General features: G+C 46.1%; 16 protein-coding genes. 15 read left to right on the top strand and 1 reads right to left on the bottom strand.

Translation table 11 applies throughout. The features are described from left to right. Positions 1-24 precede the first annotated feature (24 nt). Both recJ and PODO_RS23455 read left to right on the top strand, forming a co-directional pair. Complete coding sequence (recJ, locus tag PODO_RS23460) at positions 25-2427, top strand: single-stranded-DNA-specific exonuclease RecJ (RefSeq protein WP_038572989.1); 2403 nt, start codon at positions 25-27, stop codon at positions 2425-2427. A 144-nt stretch (positions 2428-2571) separates the two neighbouring features. After that, the gene (locus PODO_RS23455; RefSeq protein WP_036677647.1) at positions 2572-3090 is read left to right on the top strand and encodes an adenine phosphoribosyltransferase; all 519 of its coding nucleotides are present in this window, start codon (positions 2572-2574) and stop codon (positions 3088-3090) included. A 252-nt stretch (positions 3091-3342) separates the two neighbouring features. Here PODO_RS23455 and uraA read toward each other — a convergent pair whose 3' ends face one another. Then, entirely contained in the window at positions 3343-4656 is a 1314-nt protein-coding gene (uraA, locus tag PODO_RS23450) for a uracil permease (RefSeq protein WP_038572987.1), read from the bottom strand. 313 nt (positions 4657-4969) lie between these two features. On the opposite strand from uraA, the gene PODO_RS23445 reads away from it, so the two are divergent. The 13 genes from PODO_RS23445 (at position 4970) to PODO_RS23395 (ending at position 20418) form a co-directional block, all read left to right on the top strand. Beyond that, positions 4970-7150: a RelA/SpoT family protein gene (locus PODO_RS23445; protein WP_036677643.1), complete on the top strand. Its 2181-nt coding sequence runs from the start codon at positions 4970-4972 to the stop codon at positions 7148-7150. Between the two features lie 21 nt (positions 7151-7171). Next, entirely contained in the window at positions 7172-7615 is a 444-nt protein-coding gene (dtd, locus tag PODO_RS23440) for a D-aminoacyl-tRNA deacylase (RefSeq protein WP_038572985.1), read from the top strand. A 134-nt stretch (positions 7616-7749) separates the two neighbouring features. Further along, complete coding sequence (locus PODO_RS31325; RefSeq protein WP_155288183.1) at positions 7750-7905, top strand: hypothetical protein; 156 nt, start codon at positions 7750-7752, stop codon at positions 7903-7905. 150 nt (positions 7906-8055) lie between these two features. After that, entirely contained in the window at positions 8056-8565 is a 510-nt protein-coding gene (locus tag PODO_RS23435; RefSeq protein WP_038572983.1) for a type 1 glutamine amidotransferase domain-containing protein, read from the top strand. A gap of 48 nt (positions 8566-8613) precedes the next feature. After that, on the top strand, positions 8614-9063 hold the full coding sequence (locus tag PODO_RS23430; protein ID WP_036677637.1) for a hypothetical protein: 450 nt from the start codon (positions 8614-8616) through the stop codon (positions 9061-9063). A 366-nt stretch (positions 9064-9429) separates the two neighbouring features. Then, a complete protein-coding gene (locus tag PODO_RS31320) occupies positions 9430-9567 on the top strand; it encodes a hypothetical protein (RefSeq protein WP_155288182.1) in 138 nt (45 codons plus the stop codon). A 193-nt stretch (positions 9568-9760) separates the two neighbouring features. Next, a complete protein-coding gene (gene hisS, locus PODO_RS23425; protein WP_038572981.1) occupies positions 9761-11014 on the top strand; it encodes a histidine--tRNA ligase in 1254 nt (417 codons plus the stop codon). A gap of 55 nt (positions 11015-11069) precedes the next feature. Next, positions 11070-12854, top strand: a complete 1785-nt coding sequence (gene aspS, locus PODO_RS23420; protein ID WP_038572979.1) for an aspartate--tRNA ligase — start codon at positions 11070-11072, stop codon at positions 12852-12854. A gap of 61 nt (positions 12855-12915) precedes the next feature. Then, positions 12916-13671 (top strand): tRNA threonylcarbamoyladenosine dehydratase, encoded by a 756-nt coding sequence (locus PODO_RS23415; protein WP_036677632.1) that lies wholly within the window; start codon positions 12916-12918, stop codon positions 13669-13671. Positions 13672-13909: 238 nt separating this feature from the next. Further along, positions 13910-15208, top strand: a complete 1299-nt coding sequence (locus PODO_RS23410; RefSeq protein WP_038572977.1) for an NCS2 family permease — start codon at positions 13910-13912, stop codon at positions 15206-15208. Positions 15209-15961: 753 nt separating this feature from the next. Next, positions 15962-18145, top strand: a complete 2184-nt coding sequence (locus PODO_RS23405; protein ID WP_038572975.1) for a HelD family protein — start codon at positions 15962-15964, stop codon at positions 18143-18145. 391 nt (positions 18146-18536) lie between these two features. Then, on the top strand, positions 18537-18818 hold the full coding sequence (locus PODO_RS23400) for a CD3324 family protein (RefSeq protein ID WP_036677625.1): 282 nt from the start codon (positions 18537-18539) through the stop codon (positions 18816-18818). A gap of 295 nt (positions 18819-19113) precedes the next feature. After that, positions 19114-20418: a replication-associated recombination protein A gene (locus PODO_RS23395; RefSeq protein ID WP_036677622.1), complete on the top strand. Its 1305-nt coding sequence runs from the start codon at positions 19114-19116 to the stop codon at positions 20416-20418. The last annotated feature ends 207 nt before the right edge of the window (positions 20419-20625 follow it).

The following is a 20625-nucleotide window of genomic DNA, read 5'->3' as shown; positions in this document are numbered from 1 at the left end:
AAGGTGAGAGAAAGGTGAGTTCTATTGCTTTATTCAAAAACAAGATGGCAATCTCCGGCAGCCAATCCCGACACAGTTAGGGATATGGCCCGGAGCCTTTCTATTTCTCCACTCTTATCCTCACTATTAGTAAATAGAGGAATGAACACGCCTCATGAAGCTCTAAGCTTCATGGATGGCAGTGAGGAAGAACAGCATGATCCGTTCCTACTCAAAGGAATGGCTGAAGCGGTTCCTAGAATTAGAAAGGCTTTAAAAGATGAAGAACATATTCTTATTTATGGCGATTATGATGCCGACGGGGTGTCCAGCACAGCACTTATGATTCATCTGCTGCGCTATTTAGGCGCTTCCTTTGATATTTATATCCCACACCGCTCTAATGAGGGTTATGGGCTGCATAATCATGCCCTGGATTGGGCTTTACAGCAAGGTGTCTCCTTAATCATTACAGTAGATACTGGCATTAGCGCTTATCATCAGGTTGCTTACGCTAATGAACTGGGGATCGATGTGATCGTTACGGATCACCATGAACCCCCTGAGCTTTTGCCAGAGGCCTATACGCTTATTAATCCCAAGCTGCCAGACTGCCCTTATCCGTTCAAAGGATTAGCGGGTGTAGGTGTGGCTTATAAGCTTGCTCAGGCTATTCTAGGGGAAGAAACTCCCACAGAATGGGCAGAGATTGCAGCGATAGGAACGGTTGCGGATTTAATGCCGCTGCTTGGCGAAAACCGTGAGATTGTTAGAAATGGCTTGGAAAGTATGCGGCATTCAAGTTTCCCGGGGATTCGTGCCTTACTCGCTGTCAGCGGTGTGAACATGAGCACTGTGAGTGCGGTCAATATCGCTTTTGGCATGGCGCCGCGCATTAATGCCAGTGGTCGCCTGGACCATGCTGGACGGGCTGTGTCCCTCCTCACTACCGAGCATGCGGCTGAGGCAGAGCAGCTAGCTGGAGAGCTGGACCTGCTTAACAAAGAACGCCAATTGGTGGTAGAAAGAATTGTTGTTGAGGCTACTGCCAAGCTGGAGCAGATGACACAGGGTGGCGAAATCCCAGACATCATTGTTCTTGCTGATCATGGCTGGAATGTAGGTGTGGTAGGTATAGTGGCTTCCAAACTGCTGGAGCGTTATTATCGGCCTGTGATCATTCTGGATATACATCCAGAGACCGGAATGTGCAAAGGTTCTGCTCGCTCCATTCCTGGACTTGACATCTACGCTGCACTTTCTTCTTGTTCTGATTTAATGGATCATTTTGGAGGTCATCCAGCCGCTGCGGGAATGAGCCTGCATCGGGATGGATTAGAAGCCTTTGCTGCAGCATTAAACGAATATGCGTCCGGGGTGTTAACGCCAGAGCATTTCGTTCCTGTTGCTTCCGCTGATGCAGAGGTGTCAATCTCAGATTTATCACTGCAGACCGCGTTAGAATTGGAAAGGCTTGCACCATTCGGAATGTCTAATCCGTTGCCGAAGTTTATTATTCGTGGGGCTACCGTGAAAGAGACACGTACAATGGGCCAAGATGGAAAACACCTGAAGATTGTATTGCAGCAGGGGAAAAACAGCATTGAAGCCTTGGCGTTTGGTAAAGGCGCTTTATCCAGGCTGCTACCGGCGGGTACTACGATCAACGTGTTAGCTGAGCTGTCGATCAATGAATGGAATGGCTCACGCAAATCACAGCTGATGCTGCAGGATTTATCTGTGCAGGATGCTCAGTTATTCGATCTTCGTGGTGCTGCTGACGCCGTACGGCAAGCCGCACATATTAGAGAACTACTTCTTCCTTATAGTGGTGCGGGTCCGTATCGAGCTGCTGCAGTGTTTCAGAACGGACGTAGTACGCCTGCAAGTGAATTGATAGGAATGTCTTTATGGGTATATGATAAAGAAGCTGGCATTAGCGCTGCTGTTAAGGATGAGCCCCTTCAGGAATCAGGGCATGTCTCCCTGTTATGCTTACTGGATATGCCGGAGACTCCTGAACAACTGGATGCGCTGCTCGAAACCTTCCCTAATGCTGATAATATTGCGTTATTGCATTCTATCAAGGATGGCCGAGAACGACTTATTACTCCGACACGGGATCATTTCAAAATACTATATAAACTGTTGGCTTCGATCACCTCAGTTGCAACACCTGAGAACGAAGTTTTGCTGCGGTTAAGCCGCCAGTCCTCGTTAAGTATCCGCATGCTTAACAACATGCTTGATGTGTTTGAGGAGCTTGATTTTATTAAAAGAAGTCAGGGAAGTGTGGCGTTTATTACTCAGCCAGTAGCTAAAAGTCTGACAGCATCGAGTCATTTTGTCCGACTGGGACAGATGGCGGAAATGGAGCAATACTTCATGGAGGGCAGCCTGTCAGAGTTACAGGACTGGATGTTATCGCGTCGTTTAGGCGTATCATAATCCATGCAAATATGAGCTGCTGAGCGTACCCAACGGTGTATAAAAATGCAACGCTCAATATAACAAAACGTATGCTTACGAAGCAAGTTTTGTCGATCTGAATCAAAGCAGCTATGCTAACAAAACTTATAGGAGATGATAAATTTGGATTTTAAAGATAGTATTCGTGTGATTCCTGATTTCCCTAAAGAAGGTATTAGTTTTAAAGATATCACCACATTGCTTAAAGACGGGGAGGCTTACCGCCAAGCGATTGACGCGTTGAAAGCTCTCGTAGCGCACTTGGAAATCGACGTTATCGCTGGACCAGAAGCACGTGGCTTCGTAGTTGGAGCACCTCTTGCTTATGCGATGGGAGTAGGTTTTGTGCCGATTCGTAAAAGCGGCAAGCTTCCATATGAGACTATAGAGGTAGGTTATGATCTTGAGTATGGCAAGGACACACTTGCTGTTCACACGGATGCTATCAAGCCTGGTCAAAAAGTATTGATCGCTGATGATTTATTGGCAACTGGTGGAACCATTGCTACTTCGGTTAACCTTGTAGAACAGCTTGGCGGTAAAGTGGTAGGTGCTGCTTTTCTGATTGAACTGGTTGAGCTTGCTGGGCGTAATAAGCTTTCTGGAGTTGAAGTTCTTTCCTTGGTGAATTACGAGGATTAATCTTGTGAAGTTTGTCTTTTCCCGGGAAATAAACGGGGATTCGGCTCTCGAATTATGCTGAAAAGTGCAAAGATTAGCGCGTGACGAAAAGGGTGGAAGTTAAACAGTAATTGGAAAATGTAAGATAATAACAGCAGCTGTCTGCCTTTTGGCGGAGAGTTGCTGTTTTGTATCTGAGTCAATAAAAAAAGCTGCCCAAGTCCATAAATGGATGTTGGAGCAGCTTTTTTAAAATTCTATTTTTTCAACCGATTAATGGGCAGTTTTATCACTTTCTCCGCCATCATTAGACAGTCCAAGCACTTCAATGAGTTTGAAGAACAGTGCCAATACGATACCAACAATTGTAGCCAGCGCCATACCACTAAGTTTAACGTTGCCCATAGTAAGGGTTGTACCACTGATTCCGACAACGAGTACCAACGTAGCCATGATCATGTTCGTAGCTTTGGAAAAATCAACTTTTTGCTCAACGAAAATACGTAATCCGGAAGCCGCAATTACACCAAACAGCAACAAGGATACACCACCCATTACAGGGGTTGGAATATTAGCGATAACGGAGGAGAAAGTACCAGAGAATGAAAGCAGAATAGCAATCACCGCTGCGCCGCCGATTACATATACCGAATATACTTTAGTCAACGCCATAACCCCGATATTTTCACCGTAGGTTGTATTTGGAGTAGAACCGATAAAACCGGAGATAATTGTAGATATCCCGTTCCCCATCAGAGAGCGGTCAAGTCCAGGATCTTTTGCCAAGTCTCTGCCGACAATATTGCTTGTTACAAGTAAATGTCCAATATGCTCAACGATAACAACTAATGATACCGGGATAATAGTGAATATTACATTCCAATCAAATGAAGGAGTAACAATGGAAGGATGCGCTAAAAATTTTGCATTAGAGATAGCAGCGGTATCCACCATTTTCAAAATATATGCTAAACCATAACCAGTGACGATACCAATAAGGATGTGAATGATTTTTGGAAAACCGCGGAAGAGTACAGCTCCAATTACAGTTACACCAAGCGTCACCATAGAAAGTGCGATTGTTTTGCCATCTGGCGTCCAGTCTGCAACTGCAACGCCTTCAGGAGCAATAAGTCCTGCCATTCGTGCGGCAACAGGTACAAGTTCAAGGCCGATCGTAGCTACGATAGCCCCCATTACTGCTGGAGGGAAAACAACATCAATCCATTTGGTTCCTGCATAACGAATGATCAATGCCACGAGCACGAATATAATACCAGTGACGATAAAAGCACCCAAAGCAAGCGAGTATCCTTTCATGTGATCATTTGGGTAACGACTGAGTACTGATAATACCGGTGCAATAAAGGCAAAGCTGGAACCAAGGTACGCAGGGATTTTACCGCGACAGATCCAAATGTACAGCAATGTACCGATACCATTCATAAGCAAAATCATTCCAGGGTCGACCCCGAACAAGTTAGGCACTAGCACTGTACTGCCAAACATGGCAAACAAATGCTGGAGACTTAATAGAAAGCCTGGGCCCCATGGAAGTTTTTCGTTAACTTGAATTTCGCGTTGCAATGGAGTTCACTCCTCTTTCTTATCTGATATTATGTTGTCCGGCGAAAATCCGCCTTTACTAGATTAAATAGAACTTGGCTTTTTTACAACAACATTTTCACAAGTGTTATTAATTTGTCCGAATTTAATTACTTTTACTTCTGGAATTCCATGAGATGGCAAGTGTTGACGTAATCCTCCTTAAGCCTCATAATTATAGACAACTTTGAATAAGGGCGTAAGTAAGCTTGGACAAATGAAATGATTGGAACCTGCAGATTTTTGAACAGTTGCGGGTTCATTTTATTATAGAAAGGAATCGGATACGACGAGAATGGGCATTGAGCGATTAATTGATAAGGCTGGCGCCTATATAAAAGATAAAGATCTTCTCCGCATCCGGGAAGCTTATGAATTTGCCGATCAGGCTCATCACGGGCAGATCCGCAAGTCGGGGGAGCCATACATTCTGCATCCGCTGGCGGTGGCAGATATTGTCGTCAATATGCAAATGGATGTTATATCTATTGTTGCAGCGCTTTTGCATGATGTGGTGGAAGATACGACGGTCTCACTGGAACAAATCCGCGCTAAATTTGGCGATACCTGCGCAATGCTTGTTGACGGCTTAACGAAGCTGGAACGCATTCGCTTTCGCTCAAAGGAAGAGCAGCAGAACGAGAATTACCGCAAAATGTTTATTGCTATGGCTCAGGATATCCGGGTCATTGTCATTAAACTGGCGGACCGTCTGCATAATATGCGAACGTTAAAATACCAATCTGAAGAGAGCCAGCGCCGTATTTCTTATGAGACGTTGGAGATTTTCTGTCCTGTAGCTGACCGGCTGGGGATTTCCGCGATCAAGTGGGAGATGGAGGATATTGCGCTTCGTTACTTGAACCCGCAGCAGTATTACCGGATTGCTAATCTGGTGCATAAGAAGCGGGCCGAGCGTGAGCAATTTATCGACAGCGTAATTGGCCGTATTCGTGCCAAGCTGGATGAAATGGGCATTGAAGGTGATCTTTCCGGCCGCCCGAAGCATATTTACAGTGTTTATAACAAAATGAGCACAAAAAACAAGCAGTTTAATGAAATTTATGACCTGCTGGCCATTCGTATCATTGTGGATAATATCAAGGACTGTTATGCAACCCTTGGAATTATTCACACCTTATGGAAGCCAATGCCGGGGCGTTTTAAAGATTATATAGCTATGCCAAAAGCCAATATGTATCAATCTCTGCATACTACTGTGGTAGGACCAGGCGGAGAGCCTACTGAGGTGCAAATTCGCACCTGGGAAATGCACCGCACGGCAGAATACGGGATAGCCGCACACTGGGCATACAAAGAAGGCAGCAGTAATAATGCTAATCCGGAGAATCGGATGCCTTTCTTTCGCGAAATATTGGAGCTGCAGCATGAAGCTAAGGATGCCGAAGAGTTCGTAAAATCACTGAAAATGGATTTTTTCTCAGACCTGGTGTTTGTATTTACTCCTAAAGGTGAGGTTATTGAGCTTCCTGCGGGTTCTGTGCCTCTTGACTTCGCGTTCCGCATTCATACAGAAGTGGGCAATCGTACAATTGGTTCCAAGGTGAACGGGCGGATCGTGCCGCTTGATCACAAGCTGAAGACGGGCGATATTGTTGAGATTTTGACGTCTAAGCATTCTTACGGACCTAGCCGTGACTGGCTCAAAATTGCACAATCCTCTCACGCAAGAAGCAAAATTAAGCAATGGTTCAAAAAAGAAAAACGTGAGGAAAATGTCGAAAAAGGTCGCGAAGCGATTGAACGTGAGCTGAAGCGCCTGAATGTCGAAGTTTCCGAGTGGATTTCTGATGAAAAACTATTGGAAGCTGCGAAAAAATTTGCCTTTAATGATGTAGAGGATATGTTGTCTGCCGTTGGTTTTGGTGGGATTACCGCTTCGCAAATTGCCTCCCGCTTGACGGAGAAGCTGCGCAAGGAGCAGGAAGAAGCTGCTAATCACTTGGAGCTTACTTCAGAGATGAAGGAGATCAAGTCTTCCGGCGAGAGACGTAATCAACCTACCAATGGTGTTAGTGTAAAAGGAATTGAAAACTTACTTGTTCGTTTTGCACGATGTTGCAACCCGGTTCCGGGTGACGACATTGTAGGTTATGTTACACGGGGCCGGGGCGTATCTGTACACCGCCAGGATTGTCCTAACATTCCGGGTGAAGGTGACGGAGAAGAAGCAGCTAGAGTGATTGAAGTGGAATGGGAAGGCACGATGGAAGCAAACTACAGTGTGGATATTGAGATTACAGGCCATGATCGCAATGGACTGCTCAATGAAGTACTGCAGGCAGTGTCCGAGAGCAAAACGAACATTTCAGCGGTCACTGGGCGCTCTGACAAGAATAAGATGGCAATGATTCATATGACCATCCTTATTCGTAATACGGAGCATCTGCAATCCGTTGTAGATAAAGTGAAACGAGTCAAAGATGTATATACAGTGAATCGGATCATGCAATAAGGCAAGGAGCGAAGTAGTGCGATGAGAGTTGTAGTACAGCGTTGCAAGGACGCCAAAGTAACCGTGGATGAGACAGTGACCGGAGCGATTGGCAATGGTCTGATGCTGCTTGTCGGCGTTACCCATGAAGATACGGAGAAGGATGCCAAATATTTGGCGGATAAAATAGCTGGACTGCGTATTTTTGAAGATGATGCTGGCAAAATGAACTATAGTGTCACGGATACTAACGGAGCTATTCTTTCAGTGTCCCAGTTTACTTTATACGGAGATTGCCGTAAGGGAAGACGGCCGAATTTCATGGGAGCTGCAGCTCCTGCGGAGGCCGAGCGTCTTTATGATTATTTTAATCAAGAGCTTAGAGTTGGAGGTCTTCAGGTGGAGACGGGCATATTTGGAGCGATGATGGATGTGTCGCTGACCAATTGGGGCCCAGTTACTCTCATTCTGGATAGCCGCAGCTAACGAAATAGAGGATGTCGAAGATTGCTTCTGGCCGGAGCTAACTTTCGACATCTTTTTTTTATGCGGATAGAGCTTCTTCGGGCTGGATAAACTAAATGCAGGCAGATATCACGCATAAGGCAGGGAGTTTAAGAATGAGACAATCACAGAAGGCATGGGTATGGAGAAGTATCCCGGCACTACCGGCTGGGAGTCCTATGGAAGCCTGTGCATTAGCCAAAAAGCTAGAAGGCGAGACCGAACCATTAGTAATCAAAGGAAGAAGCCGCAATCTCTTGCCGCGTACCTGAAGCGGGTGGAAAAGGCGGCTTTTTCGGTGTTGTGAATGAAGCCTTTTTTCCGATTAAAGGTTAGAAAGCATCCTCATAAGGGTAATAGACCACAAGAAAGAATAATAAGAACATCATTAATTGCTAAAGACAGAGAGGAGAAACTATCACATGAGTAACGTTGCTTTCTTACTGGCTAATGATTTTGAAGATTCTGAAATGAAGGTTCCTTATGATGAAATTATAAAGGCAGGACATCAAGCTGACATTATTGGTTTGAAAAAAGGGGAGACCCTGCTGGGTAAAAAGAAAGAAGTCTCCTACGCAGCAGACAAGGCGATCGCCGAGGTTCAAGCAAGTGATTATGACGCGATTGTCATCCCGGGTGGTTCTTCCCCCGAGAATTTACGGCAAAATGCCGATATTTTGAAGTTTGTAAAAGAAGCAAATGAAGCAGGCAAACCTATCGCCTCTATTTGCCACGGACCGCAAATTCTGATCAGTGCAGACTTGCTTAAGGGACGCACCATTACCTCTTATCCTCCGCTGAAGGATGATGTTGTGAATGCCGGTGCGGTGTTTAAGGATGAGGAAGTAGTGGTTGATCGCAATTACATTACTTCGCGTACACCAAAAGATGAGCCTGCATTTGTTCGTGAAATATTGAAGGTCCTGAAATAAATAAGCAATATTTAAATTAGAGTCTTATAATCCAAGGAGGTAATGGCAATGAGCAGAAAAATCCAAGCGTATTTCAGAACTGAAAATGAAGCAGAAGGCGCAAAAACAGCATTGATTAGCTATAAGGTGGATGGCTTGGAGGTTTGGCCACTCACGGACCCTATCGGCAATGATCGTAATATTCTGTTTCCAATCATTCCACTGGATAGTGCATCTGTAGTCGCAGGCACAACTGGAACGCTTGGAACGGCTAGCACACCTGCAGCTGGAGCTATGCTGGTTCCTGGCATTGCCGCTTCCGACACTCGTGCTGACCCTGAAACGCATTATAGTGTGAATGAAGATCAGGTTAGTGCGAACGTGGCAGAAGGAGATCTCGAAGATGGGGATTTAAGTGAACTTCGTTATGTGATGGAGCTAAGTATAGCAGAAGAGAATTATAATGAAGTTGTGGAAATCCTCCGGGGCAAAGGGGCTTATGTTGAACAATTCGAATAGTATTCTATTAAAAATAAACCGCTTTCATGGAATGTAATATAATCGTAATATTACGTACATGATTCCTTAATATAGCGTGTTTATAATAAAGGCATGACCCCCTTTTTAATAATATATGATGATGGACCTGCAGCATTCGGCTGCAGGTCATTTTTTTGTTACAATATAATTGCTGAATAAAAAACTCGGAAGCTGTCAAAATTTATACTAGGCATCCTTTTTACTACCTTGACTTTAATGCAGTAGTTCAGTAGAATATTAACAATATACGATTTTATCATATGGTTTTGATGACGGGACCAAGTAATTCGAGAACCCACAACTCCAGAGAAGAATCCCTTGTCGATTCGGATGACATCTACTTAAGTGGATGATGAACCGGTATCGCTTGGCTGCAAGGATTCTGTTGATGAGCGAATGAATGACCTCCCCGAGAACGTACGGCGAAAGTGGGCAGTGTTGATTGCCGCGATCAGTAGCCGTTTACGCGTAGGCGGGCGTTAACCGCTTTGAGCGGCTTCAGTATATTTTTACTGATCCGGAATGTGGGTGGTACCACGTGGTGTATTATTGGTTATGATAATCCCTCGTCCCTGTTTTTTTATAAAACAGGGACGAGGGATTTTTTGCTATTTCTGCAATAGAAACAGATGAAGAGAACAGCTTTAGAGGGGTTATTTTTTAGGAGGGATAGACTGTGGCTAAAGAAAGATTCGAGAAACCAACAGGAACGCAGGACGTGCTTCCGGGTGCTGTGGAGAAATGGCAGTATATTGAGGGGAAGGCCAGAGATTTATGCCGCCGTTTTAACTACCGGGAAATTCGCACACCTATGTTTGAGCACACAGGGTTATTCGAACGTGGAGTAGGCGAAACAACGGATATTGTGGAAGGCGAAATGTATACGTTCAAGGACAAAGGCGACCGTGATTTGGCTCTTCGTCCAGAAGGAACGGCTGGTGTCGTGCGGGCTTACGTTCAGAACAAGCTATACGGTGAACCTGATGTAAGCAAGCTGTATTATATCGGACCTATGTTCCGTTATGAGCGTCCGCAGGCCGGAAGATATCGCCAGTTCCATCAGTTTGGGATTGAGGCGTTTGGGGCCGTGGATCCGGCTATTGATGCAGAAGTAATCTCTATGGGCTATCAGTTCTATAAGGATCTAGGTCTTAAGGATGTAAGAGTGGAGCTTAATTCCGTGGGTAATGCACCAAGCCGTGCGGCTTACCGGGAGAAGCTGCTGGGATTCCTTAGACCGATGAAGGATAACCTCTGTAGTGACTGTCAGCGTCGAATCGAGCGTAATCCGCTTCGTGTGCTGGATTGCAAGGTGGATCAGGATAAATTTACAGATGCCCCTTCTATTTTGGACAGTTTGGATGATGAATGCATAACTCATTTTGAGAAGGTTAAGATGCATCTCGACATTATGGGTGTAGAGTTCACGATTAATTCTCGTCTTGTACGTGGTTTGGATTATTACACGCATACTGCGTTTGAATATAAAGCAGCTGGCATTGGCTCTATTGATACCGTAGGCGGCGGAGGCCGGTACAACGGTTTGGTTGAAGAAATCGGTGGACCGGATCAACCGGGTATTGGTTTTGGGATCGGGCTGGAGCGTATTCTTCTTATTCTGGAGGATCAGAAGGTAGAGCTGGAGACTGCGAAGCCACTGGATGTGTATTTTGTAGCTCTTGGCGAAGAGGCTGACATTGAAATCTCCAAGCAGCTATACTTTCTGCGTAGCCAAGGGTTCTCGGCAGAACGCGACTACCTCGGCCGGAAGATGAAGGCGCAGATGAAGTCAGCTGACCGTATGTCGGCACGTTATACTGCGATTCTTGGCGAAGACGAGCTGAAGAATGGTGTAATTGCGCTGAAGTCGATGAGCACAGGGGAACAGCAGACTGTGAAGCTCGAAGAGCTGGCTCAGGCGTTGGTATAGAAGAAGACTTTTTAAGTAGAAATGTATTTTTAAATAAAAAGGGGAATGGTGAATTATGCAAAGAAGTCATAACTGTGGGCAATTAACACCAGAACATATTGGACAAACGGTAACCTTAAACGGATGGGTCCAGACCCGCCGCGACCTTGGGGGCGTACTTTTTATTGACCTGCGTGACAGAAGCGGTATTGTGCAAGTTGTATTCAACCCGGACTACTCCGGCGAAGCACTGCAAATTGCGGATAAGGTTCGCAGTGAGTATGTTTTGGCTGTCAAAGGAAAAGTGGTTAAACGTGATGAAGAAACTATTAACCGCAATCTGCCAACAGGTGAGATTGAAGTTCAAATTACAGATATCGAAGTGCTGAACGCTGCTAAGACTCCTCCATTCTTCATCGAAGATGGAGTGGAAGTAGACGAATCTCTTCGTCTGAAATATCGTTACCTGGATCTGCGTCGTCCGGAAATGCAAAAAACACTGTTGCTACGCTCGAAAGCTTCTAAGATTTTCCGCGATTTCCTTGACAGTGAAGGATTTATTGACGTAGAGACACCAATCCTAACTAAGAGCTCACCGGAAGGTGCGCGTGATTATTTGGTGCCAAGCCGTGTGCATGAAGGCGAGTTTTTCGCATTGCCTCAATCTCCACAAATCTACAAGCAGCTTTTGATGGTGGGTGGCGTTGAACGCTATTATCAAATTGCTCGTTGTTTCCGTGATGAAGATTTGCGTGCTGACCGCCAGCCGGAATTTACACAAGTGGACATCGAGACTTCATTCCTGTCTCAAGATGAGTTGCTTGGCATGATGGAGAACCTAATGCAGCGTTTGTTCAAAGAAACTGTAGGAGCGGATATTCAGCTTCCATTCCAACGTTTGACTTATGCTGAGGCAATGGGCAAATACGGTTCAGACAAACCTGACCTGCGTTTTGGATTAGAGCTTGTAGAAATGAACGATATTGTTGCAACAAGTGGCGTAAAGGTATTTGCTTCTGTGATCGAAAAGGGCGGAGAAGTGAAATGTCTAAATGCTAAAGGCTGCGGGACTTGGACTCGTAAAGAAATCGATGATCTCGGACCTTATGCTGCGCGTTATGGTGCGAAAGGTTTGGCTTGGATTCAAGTGAAAGACGGCGAGTTCAAAGGACCGATTGTCAAATTCTTCACTGAAGAAGAAATTGCCGCTGTGAAGGAGCGTACAGGCGCTGAAGAAGGCGACCTACTGTTGTTCTCCGCTGATACCAAAAAGGTTGTAGCGGACGTTCTAGGCGCCCTTCGTGTCAAAATCGGACGTCAGCTGGGTCTGATCGACGATAACGTGTTCAAGTTCGCTTGGGTGACTGACTTCCCATTGCTTGGTTATGATGAAGATCAGAAACGTTATGTAGCAGAACACCATCCGTTCACTCGTCCGCGTGAAGAGGATCTGCATCTGTTCGACACAGATCCAGGTGCAATTCGTGCACAAGCCTACGATATCGTTCTGAACGGTTATGAAGTAGGCGGCGGCTCCATGCGGATTTACAAACGTGAAGTACAGGAAAAAATGTTCCAAGCTCTCGGCTTCACAGAAGAGGTTGCTTACGAGAAGTTCGGTTACCTGATGGATGCGTTCGAATATGGTACACCTCCACACGGTGGTATCGCCTTCGGTTTAGATCGTCTAATCATGCTGCTGGCGGGTCGTACAAATCTGCGCGAAACCATCGCATTCCCGAAAACGGCAAGTGCAACGGACCTGCTTATGGATGCACCTGCACCAGTAGACGGTTCACAATTGGAGCAACTGCACATTAAGCTGGCCCTTAAACCAAAGAAAGAAAAAGAAAAAGAATAATTAAATAAAGCGGGCGAGGCAGATTTCTGCTTCGCCATAGCTTTTGAAGGAGGCTGACCTCATGCTGCATCAGTTCTCACGTACGGAACTGGCGATCGGACCGGAAGGTCTGGAGATTATGAAGAACAGCACAGTAGCGGTACTTGGTATCGGCGGTGTTGGCGGTATGGCTGTTGAGGCATTGGCTCGTAGCGGGATCGGCAGACTGATTCTGATTGATAAGGATTCTGTCGACATTACCAATGTGAATCGGCAGATTCACGCACTTACTACTACGGTTGGGCAAAAGAAGGCCGAACTGATGGTGGATCGCGTGAAGCTGATTAATCCGGAATGTGAAGCGATTGCGCTGAACATGTTCTATACGGAAGAAACCTATGAGGAACTGTTCAAGCTGAAACCGGATTATGTGATTGATGCCTCGGATACGATTATCTACAAGGTACATTTGATTAAAGAATGTCTGTCACGTGGAATTCCTATGATCTCAAGCATGGGCGCTGCCAACAAAATGGATCCTACAAGATTCCAGGTAGCGGACATTTCCAAGACAACGTATGATCCGATTGCCCGTGTCATTCGCCAGAAGCTGCGTAAGGATGGGATTAAGAAAGGCGTGAAGGTGGTCTTCTCTACGGAGCCGCCAATGAAGCCACGTCAGGATGTTACGGACAAGATTGTTCCGGAGAATGCGCCGGATCGACGTAAAGCGAAACAACCGCCAGCCAGCAATTCATTTGTTCCACCGGTAGCCGGCCTAATCATGGTCAGCGTTGCCGTGCGTGATTTGCTTGAGGCTGGAGGCGTCAGCTTGTAAGTGAATCGCTGAGCTGAGGCTGTTTCAATTATAGTTATAGGATTAGAGTAATGGACAAAAGGGCGAGTAGCTGGAATCCGGCTGCGTACGCCCTTTTGTTGTCGTTAACAGGCGGGCTCTGCAATAAGCAGGCCATAAATAGGCATAATAGCTGAACCGGGATGAACGGCTGATTATAAGATTTATAATCCGGGTAATATCCGCCTGCGGAACTTAATATCAGTGGAGGTTTTTGTACATGAAATCGAATTTTTGGCGAAATAGTGTGGGGCTTGCGCCTGAGAATGACTGGAAACGGGAATGGGCGGCAGGGATTCTCTCCTATTTTGCTTCAGTTTATATTGTTATGGTGAATGCGACGATTCTCCATGACGCAGGGATGCCGCTTAGACCGGCAATGGTGGCTACACTGTTGACCGCAATTACCGGCTGTCTGCTGATGGCTTTCGGCGGGAAGACGCCTATCATCGTGGTTCCCGGGATGGGGATTAACGCATTTTTCACTTATACGCTTGTTCATTCCATGAAACTGGACTGGAGAGAGGCGCTTACTGTAGTCGTTATAACAGGCGTGTTATTCGCTATCGTGGCCTTTACATCACTTTATCGTATTCTTAGTGAGGCAATTCCCCAAAACCTGCAGCATGCCATTACAGTCGGTATAGGGCTATTTCTGACTTTTATAGGGCTGCAAAAGAGCGGGATAGTGATTGCCCATCAGACTACTTTTGTTGCCATAGGACATTTTAGTGATCCTGCAGTTATTACATCCTGTGTGACTTTATTGCTGGCTTTAGTGTTATTTATCCGGGGAACTAACGGCGGCCTGCTGATAAGTATGCTGGTTGGTACAGGACTAGCCTATCTTCTGGGAGCTGCACATGCACCGGAAAAACAAGCTTCAGGGCATGTATTCTCAGGTTATGGCGGCCTATTTTTCGGAATGGACTGGAGCGGTATTGTGAGCATTGTGTTCTGGATTGCTGTATTCCTGTTATTGTTAATCGTTGTATTTGAAAATATCGGTCTTGTAGCCTCACAGACGATGATGGCAGGCCGTCCAGAACGCTTCAAAAGCAGCCTGCGTGCGCTCTCGCTTGCCAATATCGCCGCGGGTCTTTTCGGAAGCAGTCCAGTCGTGGCCGCTGCAGAATCTAATGCAGGAATAGCTGCGGGCGGGCGTTCGGGTCTCACCTCGCTGGTGACAGGGCTTCTATTTGGGGCGACCTTCTTATTCCTTCCGTTGTTATCCTATATTCCCGATAGTGCGATCGCACCGATCCTGATTGTGATCGGCGGACTTATGGTACAGAATGTGCGTGAGATGGACTTGAGTGATTTGACCGAGCTGTTCCCGTCTTTTCTAATCATGGTTATGATTCCATTCACCTATAGCATTGTGGATGGTATGGCTTTTGGTTTTATTACCTACCCGATTGTGAAGCTGGCGCTGGGCAAAGGGAAGGAAGTGCCACCTGCGCTGTATGGGATTGCTGGTTTGTTTGTAGCTAACTTTATTTTGCAGGCTGTGTTATAGTGCGGCATCCAGTTTCTTTGATTACGAGGGAACTGTTGTTCACTAATCAGCTCTATTAGCCAGCGTTGAAATCAAAGGGAAAAATACCGTTGATTGGAGCTAAATGCGCGTAGACGTCGAAATCAAAGGTATAAATACCGTTGATTGGAGCTAAATGTGCGTAGACGACGAAATCAAAGGTATAAATACCGTTGAATGGAGCTAAATGCGCGTAGAAGTCGAAATCAAAGGTATAAATACCGTAGATTCGAGCCGAATACGCGTAGACGTCGAGATCAAAGGTATAAATACCGTTGATTGGAGCTAAATGCGCGTAGACGTCGAAATCAAAGGTATAAATACCGTTGATTGGAGCCGAATACGCGTAGACGTCGAGATCAAAGGTATAAATACCGTAGATTCGAGCTAAAAGCGCATAGACGAAGAAATCAAAGGTATAAACACCGTTGATTGGAGCTAAATGTGCGTGTACGCCGAAACCAAAGGCAAAAATGCCTTTGATCCGTGCTAAATGTATGTAAGCGCCGAAATCAAAGGCAAAAACACCTTTGGTGTGTCCTAAATATTCGACGCTTGTGCGAGCTAAGGAGCACCAAAGGGTTTTAGGTTGGAGAACTTATAAGTTTAGTCAAATCATTTGAAAGATTTGGTATTTAAGCGCTGATTGTGCTACAATGGGTATCCTTTTGCGTGAGAAATGGACGTAGGAGCATGAAAATTTAAGCTCGATAAACTTTTAGGAGGTAACTGAAATTGGAAGACAACTTTCAAAGTGCCTATCAAGAGGAAGAAGACAGGCTGAATCAAGCGCTTACTGAAATTGACACTTTGCTGGAGAAGCTCCAGCAGACACCAGTGTACACGGGACATGACTATACGGAACAGGTGCTGGAAGCGAACCGTGATCAGAAGCGCAAAGATCTTGCCAAGCTTAGGCAGGAGCCTTATTTCGGACGGCTTGATTTTCAAGGCAATGATGAGAATGAACGGAAGGCACTCTATATAGGCAAAATCGGCGTAGACCGTGAGCAGGTAAGCGACCGTCCGCTAGTCATCGACTGGCGCGCACCGGTAGCAAGCCTGTTCTATTCGTTTACCGGCGGTACCGAGCCAGCCTCCTATGAAGCTCCTGAGGGATTGATAGAGGGGCTGGTATACCTCAAACGCAACGTCGTGATTCGGAAGCAAATTCTGGAGCGGGTCGCGGATACGTACAATCGGGAAAGCGATGCACCGATAGTATCAGATGAGTTTCTCGTCTATCGACTTGGGGAGAATAAGGATAATCGCCTACGGGATATCGTATCGACCATACAAGAGGAGCAGGACAAGATTATCCGTGCTGCCAAGAATACAGCGCTGATCATTCAGGGCGTGGCAGGAAGCGGTAAAACAACCGTTGCACTGCACAGGCTTGCTTTTCTGCTGTATCAATACAAGGATCAGGTTTCTGCGGAAAAAATGATCATTTTTGCACCAAACCGGATGTTTTTAGATTACATCTCGGATGTATTGCCTGAGCTCGGGGTAGGTAATATTGCTCAAAGTACATTTCCGGATTGGGCAGCTAATGTACTAGGACTGGAATTGCCGGAACAGGATGCGACGGAGACGATGAACCGCTGGTTCGAAACCCCTGGCGGCATGCCGGTAATTACAGAAGAGACACCAGGGCGCTTCAAGGGTTCCACGGTGCTGATGGGAATCATAGAGTCCAGCATCAAGCTATTGGAAAGCAGCTCTGTACCTGAGGGTGATTTTAGCCCGTGGGAGGGTGCGGTGCTACGCCGTTCTATGATTTTGCGCTGGCATAATGAGGAGTATGCTCCCTATCCTCCAGCTAAGCGCAAGGAACGGGTAATGGCGCGGATTCATCGCTGGATTGAGATGGAACTGAAGAAGAGCCCTTCAGCTGCTGCTATGAAGGATCGCAAGAAAAAAGGCGCGCAGCGAGAGAAGGCTTATAGTGCCAAATGGCCTAAATATGATCCATTAACGATCTATAAGCAAATTTTCCGAGCAGCTAAACTTCCTGAGGATTGGCCGATTGAACCGCCTGAGGAAATTCCGGCAGCTGTACTGAAGGAAACGGCAAAAGAGCTGAAAAAAGGCATCATACGTGAAGAGGATTTACCTCCGCTGCTGTATATCCATTATCTTTTGAACGGTGATGAGGGCGTTACTCGCTTTGACCATGTAGTAATCGATGAGGCTCAGGATTTTTCACCTTTCCAAATTGCCGTTCTGGATTTATATGTGCGAGGCCATTCCTTTACGATCCTGGGTGACCTCTCGCAGGGTATACATGCCTATAAAGGCGTACACGCGTGGGAAGAGATGCAGACGTTGTTTGCCCCTGAGAACACTGCTTATCACGCGCTGACACGCAGCTATCGTTCTACTATGGAAATTATAGACTTCGCTAATGGAATTCTATCTTCAGGTGTGGAGAGCTCATTGCTGGCTGTTCCTGTGTTTCGTAGTGGAGATCCCGTGCGTATGATCGCCTACGGTGAGGATAACGGGGAACTGGTGGCTGATGAGCAAGCTCGCTTGCGGACAATAACCTCTGCACTGAAGTCTCTGTCAGGAAGGGAATACCGTACGGTGGCTGTCCTAACAAGAAATCTTCATGAGGCTGCAGAACTATATGCGGAGCTGGCACAGCATTTTGAAGATATTCATCTGATTGATGGCAGTATGACCCAATATCAGGGTGGGCTATCGGTGCTGCCTGTCTATTTATCAAAAGGTTTGGAGTTCGATGCAGTGATCTTAGCAGATGCCGATCAAGACCATTACGGGGCGACGGCTTGGGACGCGAAGCTGATGTATGTCGGCTGTACACGTGCTCTCCATGAGCTGTGGCTGCTCCATAATGGGGAAGTTCCTTCCTATGTGCAAACGGCGGCTGGAAGCGATTCTGAGGGGGAGTAAGACTGGTGGAGAATGGTTATAACTGTTCTTGGTCTTGTAACTCCCCCATAGGTATGGCTTAATAATAAGTGTCCGGCCGGGCAAGAACACTTCTGGAAGGAGGCTGATTGAAATGATTTCAGTATACGAGGTGGTTTCCGTTTAAGACGGAAACCTGCTTAAAGCGAGGAGGCCTTATGGCCTCCTTATTACTAACATAAGAAGTACCACACTTATCCATAAGAACGAAATTTATGAAATCGAATGTAGACGCTACCAAAAGGTTTTTATATAATGAAATTACGGATTTTTCCAAATATGAGGAGAAGAAAGGAGGCAGGTGACGTGATTATAACTAAAAACTTAGTTGACCGACGCATAGGGACACACCTGTTGAAGGAGGAAATGCAAGTTGAGTTATGTAAATGGGAAGGATGTGCTCCCCCCTGGCTTGCTCGAAGAGCTTCAGGGATACATCCAAGGTGAACTGCTCTACATCCCAAAGAGGACGGAAGAGCGGGTTCGATGGGGCGAGAACAGCGGTTCGAGGAAAGAAATAGCGAACCGGAACAAGGAAATTTTCAGTTGTCATCGAAGCGGTGATTCCGTAGCGGAACTTCAGAAGAAGTACCATCTATCGGAAGAAAGCATTCGTAAAATCATATCAAAAATGCGGCTGGCAGTAAATTGCTAGCTTGCAATTCAAGCATAAACGCCTTTGGCGTCCCTATAAGGACGGTAAGCGTTATGCGAGAAATCATAAGGATAAAGTATAGCGTGAAACCTATACTTTCTTATATTTTGAAAAAAGAGCATGGCTCCCGCCTTTCTAAGACGAGATCATGCTCTTTTTATTTTGGCGTAAAATAAGTCTATGCTGATACTGTTACCTTGAACCGGCAGGACATCCTAATCCTTCCCTGTGATATGGTATGATAGAGAGGGATTTATATTGAGCTTTTACAAGAATATAGCAAGGAAGTGGAGTTATGGATTTATTTTCTTTCGGAGAGGACACCGGGGGCGGACGGCTGCTTGCGGACCGGATGAGACCGGAGAATCTTGATGAATATATTGGTCAAGAGCATATCATAGGTCGGGGGAAGCTGCTGCGAAGAGCGATTGAGGCGGATCAAGTCTCTTCGATTTTGCTCTATGGTCCCCCGGGATGCGGTAAGACGACACTCGCGCATATTATTTCTCATCACACACAAGGGGAATTCGTACGTCTGAATGCGGTGGAAGCTACCGTGAAGGATGTACGGGAGGTTATTGAGCGAGCTCAGAACAATCAAACATTGTACGGCACAAAGACGATCCTGTTCCTGGACGAGGTGCATCGATTTAATAGCTCACGCCAGGATGCGCTTTTGCCAGCGGTAGAAAAAGGGACCATCACCTTCATTGGAGCGACTACAGAGAACCCGTTCCATTATGTTAATGGGGCGCTTATGAGCCGCTCCACCTTATTTCAGCTGGAGGCATTAACGAGTGAACACAGTCTGATCGCGATGCGCAGAGCCTTGGCGGACAAAGATAAAGGTCTTGGATTTATGGAGCTTCAGGTCGATGAAGAGGCTTTGTTGCATATTGCAACTATGGCTAATGGAGACATTCGCCGGGCACTAAATGCGCTGGAGCTGGCAGCCCTGACTACCGCGCCGCAAGTTGATGGAAGTGTTCATATTACGCTGGAGGTGGCGGAGGAATCCATTCGGCGCCCCATTGTGAAGGCTGATGAATCTACGCAGTATGATGTGCTATCCGCTTTTCATAAAAGTATCCGCGGTTCCAGCGACGCCGCGTTGTTTTGGTTTCTGTATGCGGTAGAAAAGCTTGGAATGGACCCTATGACTTTTATTCGGCGCCTGATTGCAGCCAGCAGTGAGGATATCGGCCTGGCTAATCCCCAAGCTATGGTTCAAGCGGTGAGTGCGCTGGATGCTTATCGAAACAATGGTTGGCCAGAGGCGAAGCTGAACATTGCCCAAGCTATTCTTTTTGCCGTGGAGAGTCCGAAGTCTAATGCTGTGGTTATGGCTATTTCCAATGCAATGGCAAGTATGGATGAGATCAAATCAGCGGAGGTACCGCTGCATCTGCGTGATACGCACTATAAAGGCGCAACTGCGTTAGGGCATGAAGGATATCAATATCCGCACAATTTTCCGGGGCATTATGTAAAGCAGGAGTATTTGCCTAAGGAGATTTCTCAGCGTGTTTTTTATCAAGCAACTGAGCAAGGCAACGAGATTAAGATTCGTCATAATCAAAAGCTTCGGCGGGAGCAGTAACCCAGCTAGCGACTGTAATACCTTCCAATTTCATGCTGGAAAGCAAAAGATTTTAACTTTCAGACGAACTAAATAATTCCCAAAAAAAGGCGGCCTAGAGCCGTTTTTTTGTTGCCTACGTTACTTTTAATCACATCGATTGAAAATTTTTTATAGGAAAAGATTGATAATTTACCATAAGTTAATTAAAATGAACTACAAAGTTAC

This window comes from Paenibacillus odorifer (assembly GCF_000758725.1).
GTDB classification, from domain to species: domain Bacteria; phylum Bacillota; class Bacilli; order Paenibacillales; family Paenibacillaceae; genus Paenibacillus_AQ; species Paenibacillus_AQ odorifer.
The sequence above is the reverse complement of the archived record's forward strand: the minus strand, read 5'-3'. Positions and strand labels throughout refer to the sequence as shown.

Excerpts from the sequence above, each read along its gene's own strand:
- PODO_RS31325 (WP_155288183.1), top strand. The coding sequence starts at position 7,750 with ATGAGACAATCACAGAAGGCATGGGTATGGAGAAGTATCCCGGCACTA.
- PODO_RS23445 (WP_036677643.1), top strand. The coding sequence starts at position 4,970 with ATGGGCATTGAGCGATTAATTGATAAGGCTGGCGCCTATATAAAAGAT.
- PODO_RS23395 (WP_036677622.1), top strand. The coding sequence starts at position 19,114 with ATGGATTTATTTTCTTTCGGAGAGGACACCGGGGGCGGACGGCTGCTT.
- PODO_RS23415 (WP_036677632.1), top strand. The coding sequence starts at position 12,916 with ATGCTGCATCAGTTCTCACGTACGGAACTGGCGATCGGACCGGAAGGT.
- dtd (WP_038572985.1), top strand. The coding sequence starts at position 7,172 with ATGAGAGTTGTAGTACAGCGTTGCAAGGACGCCAAAGTAACCGTGGAT.
- PODO_RS23430 (WP_036677637.1), top strand. The coding sequence starts at position 8,614 with ATGAGCAGAAAAATCCAAGCGTATTTCAGAACTGAAAATGAAGCAGAA.
- PODO_RS23410 (WP_038572977.1), top strand. The coding sequence starts at position 13,910 with ATGAAATCGAATTTTTGGCGAAATAGTGTGGGGCTTGCGCCTGAGAAT.
- PODO_RS23435 (WP_038572983.1), top strand. The coding sequence starts at position 8,056 with ATGAGTAACGTTGCTTTCTTACTGGCTAATGATTTTGAAGATTCTGAA.
- aspS (WP_038572979.1), top strand. The coding sequence starts at position 11,070 with ATGCAAAGAAGTCATAACTGTGGGCAATTAACACCAGAACATATTGGA.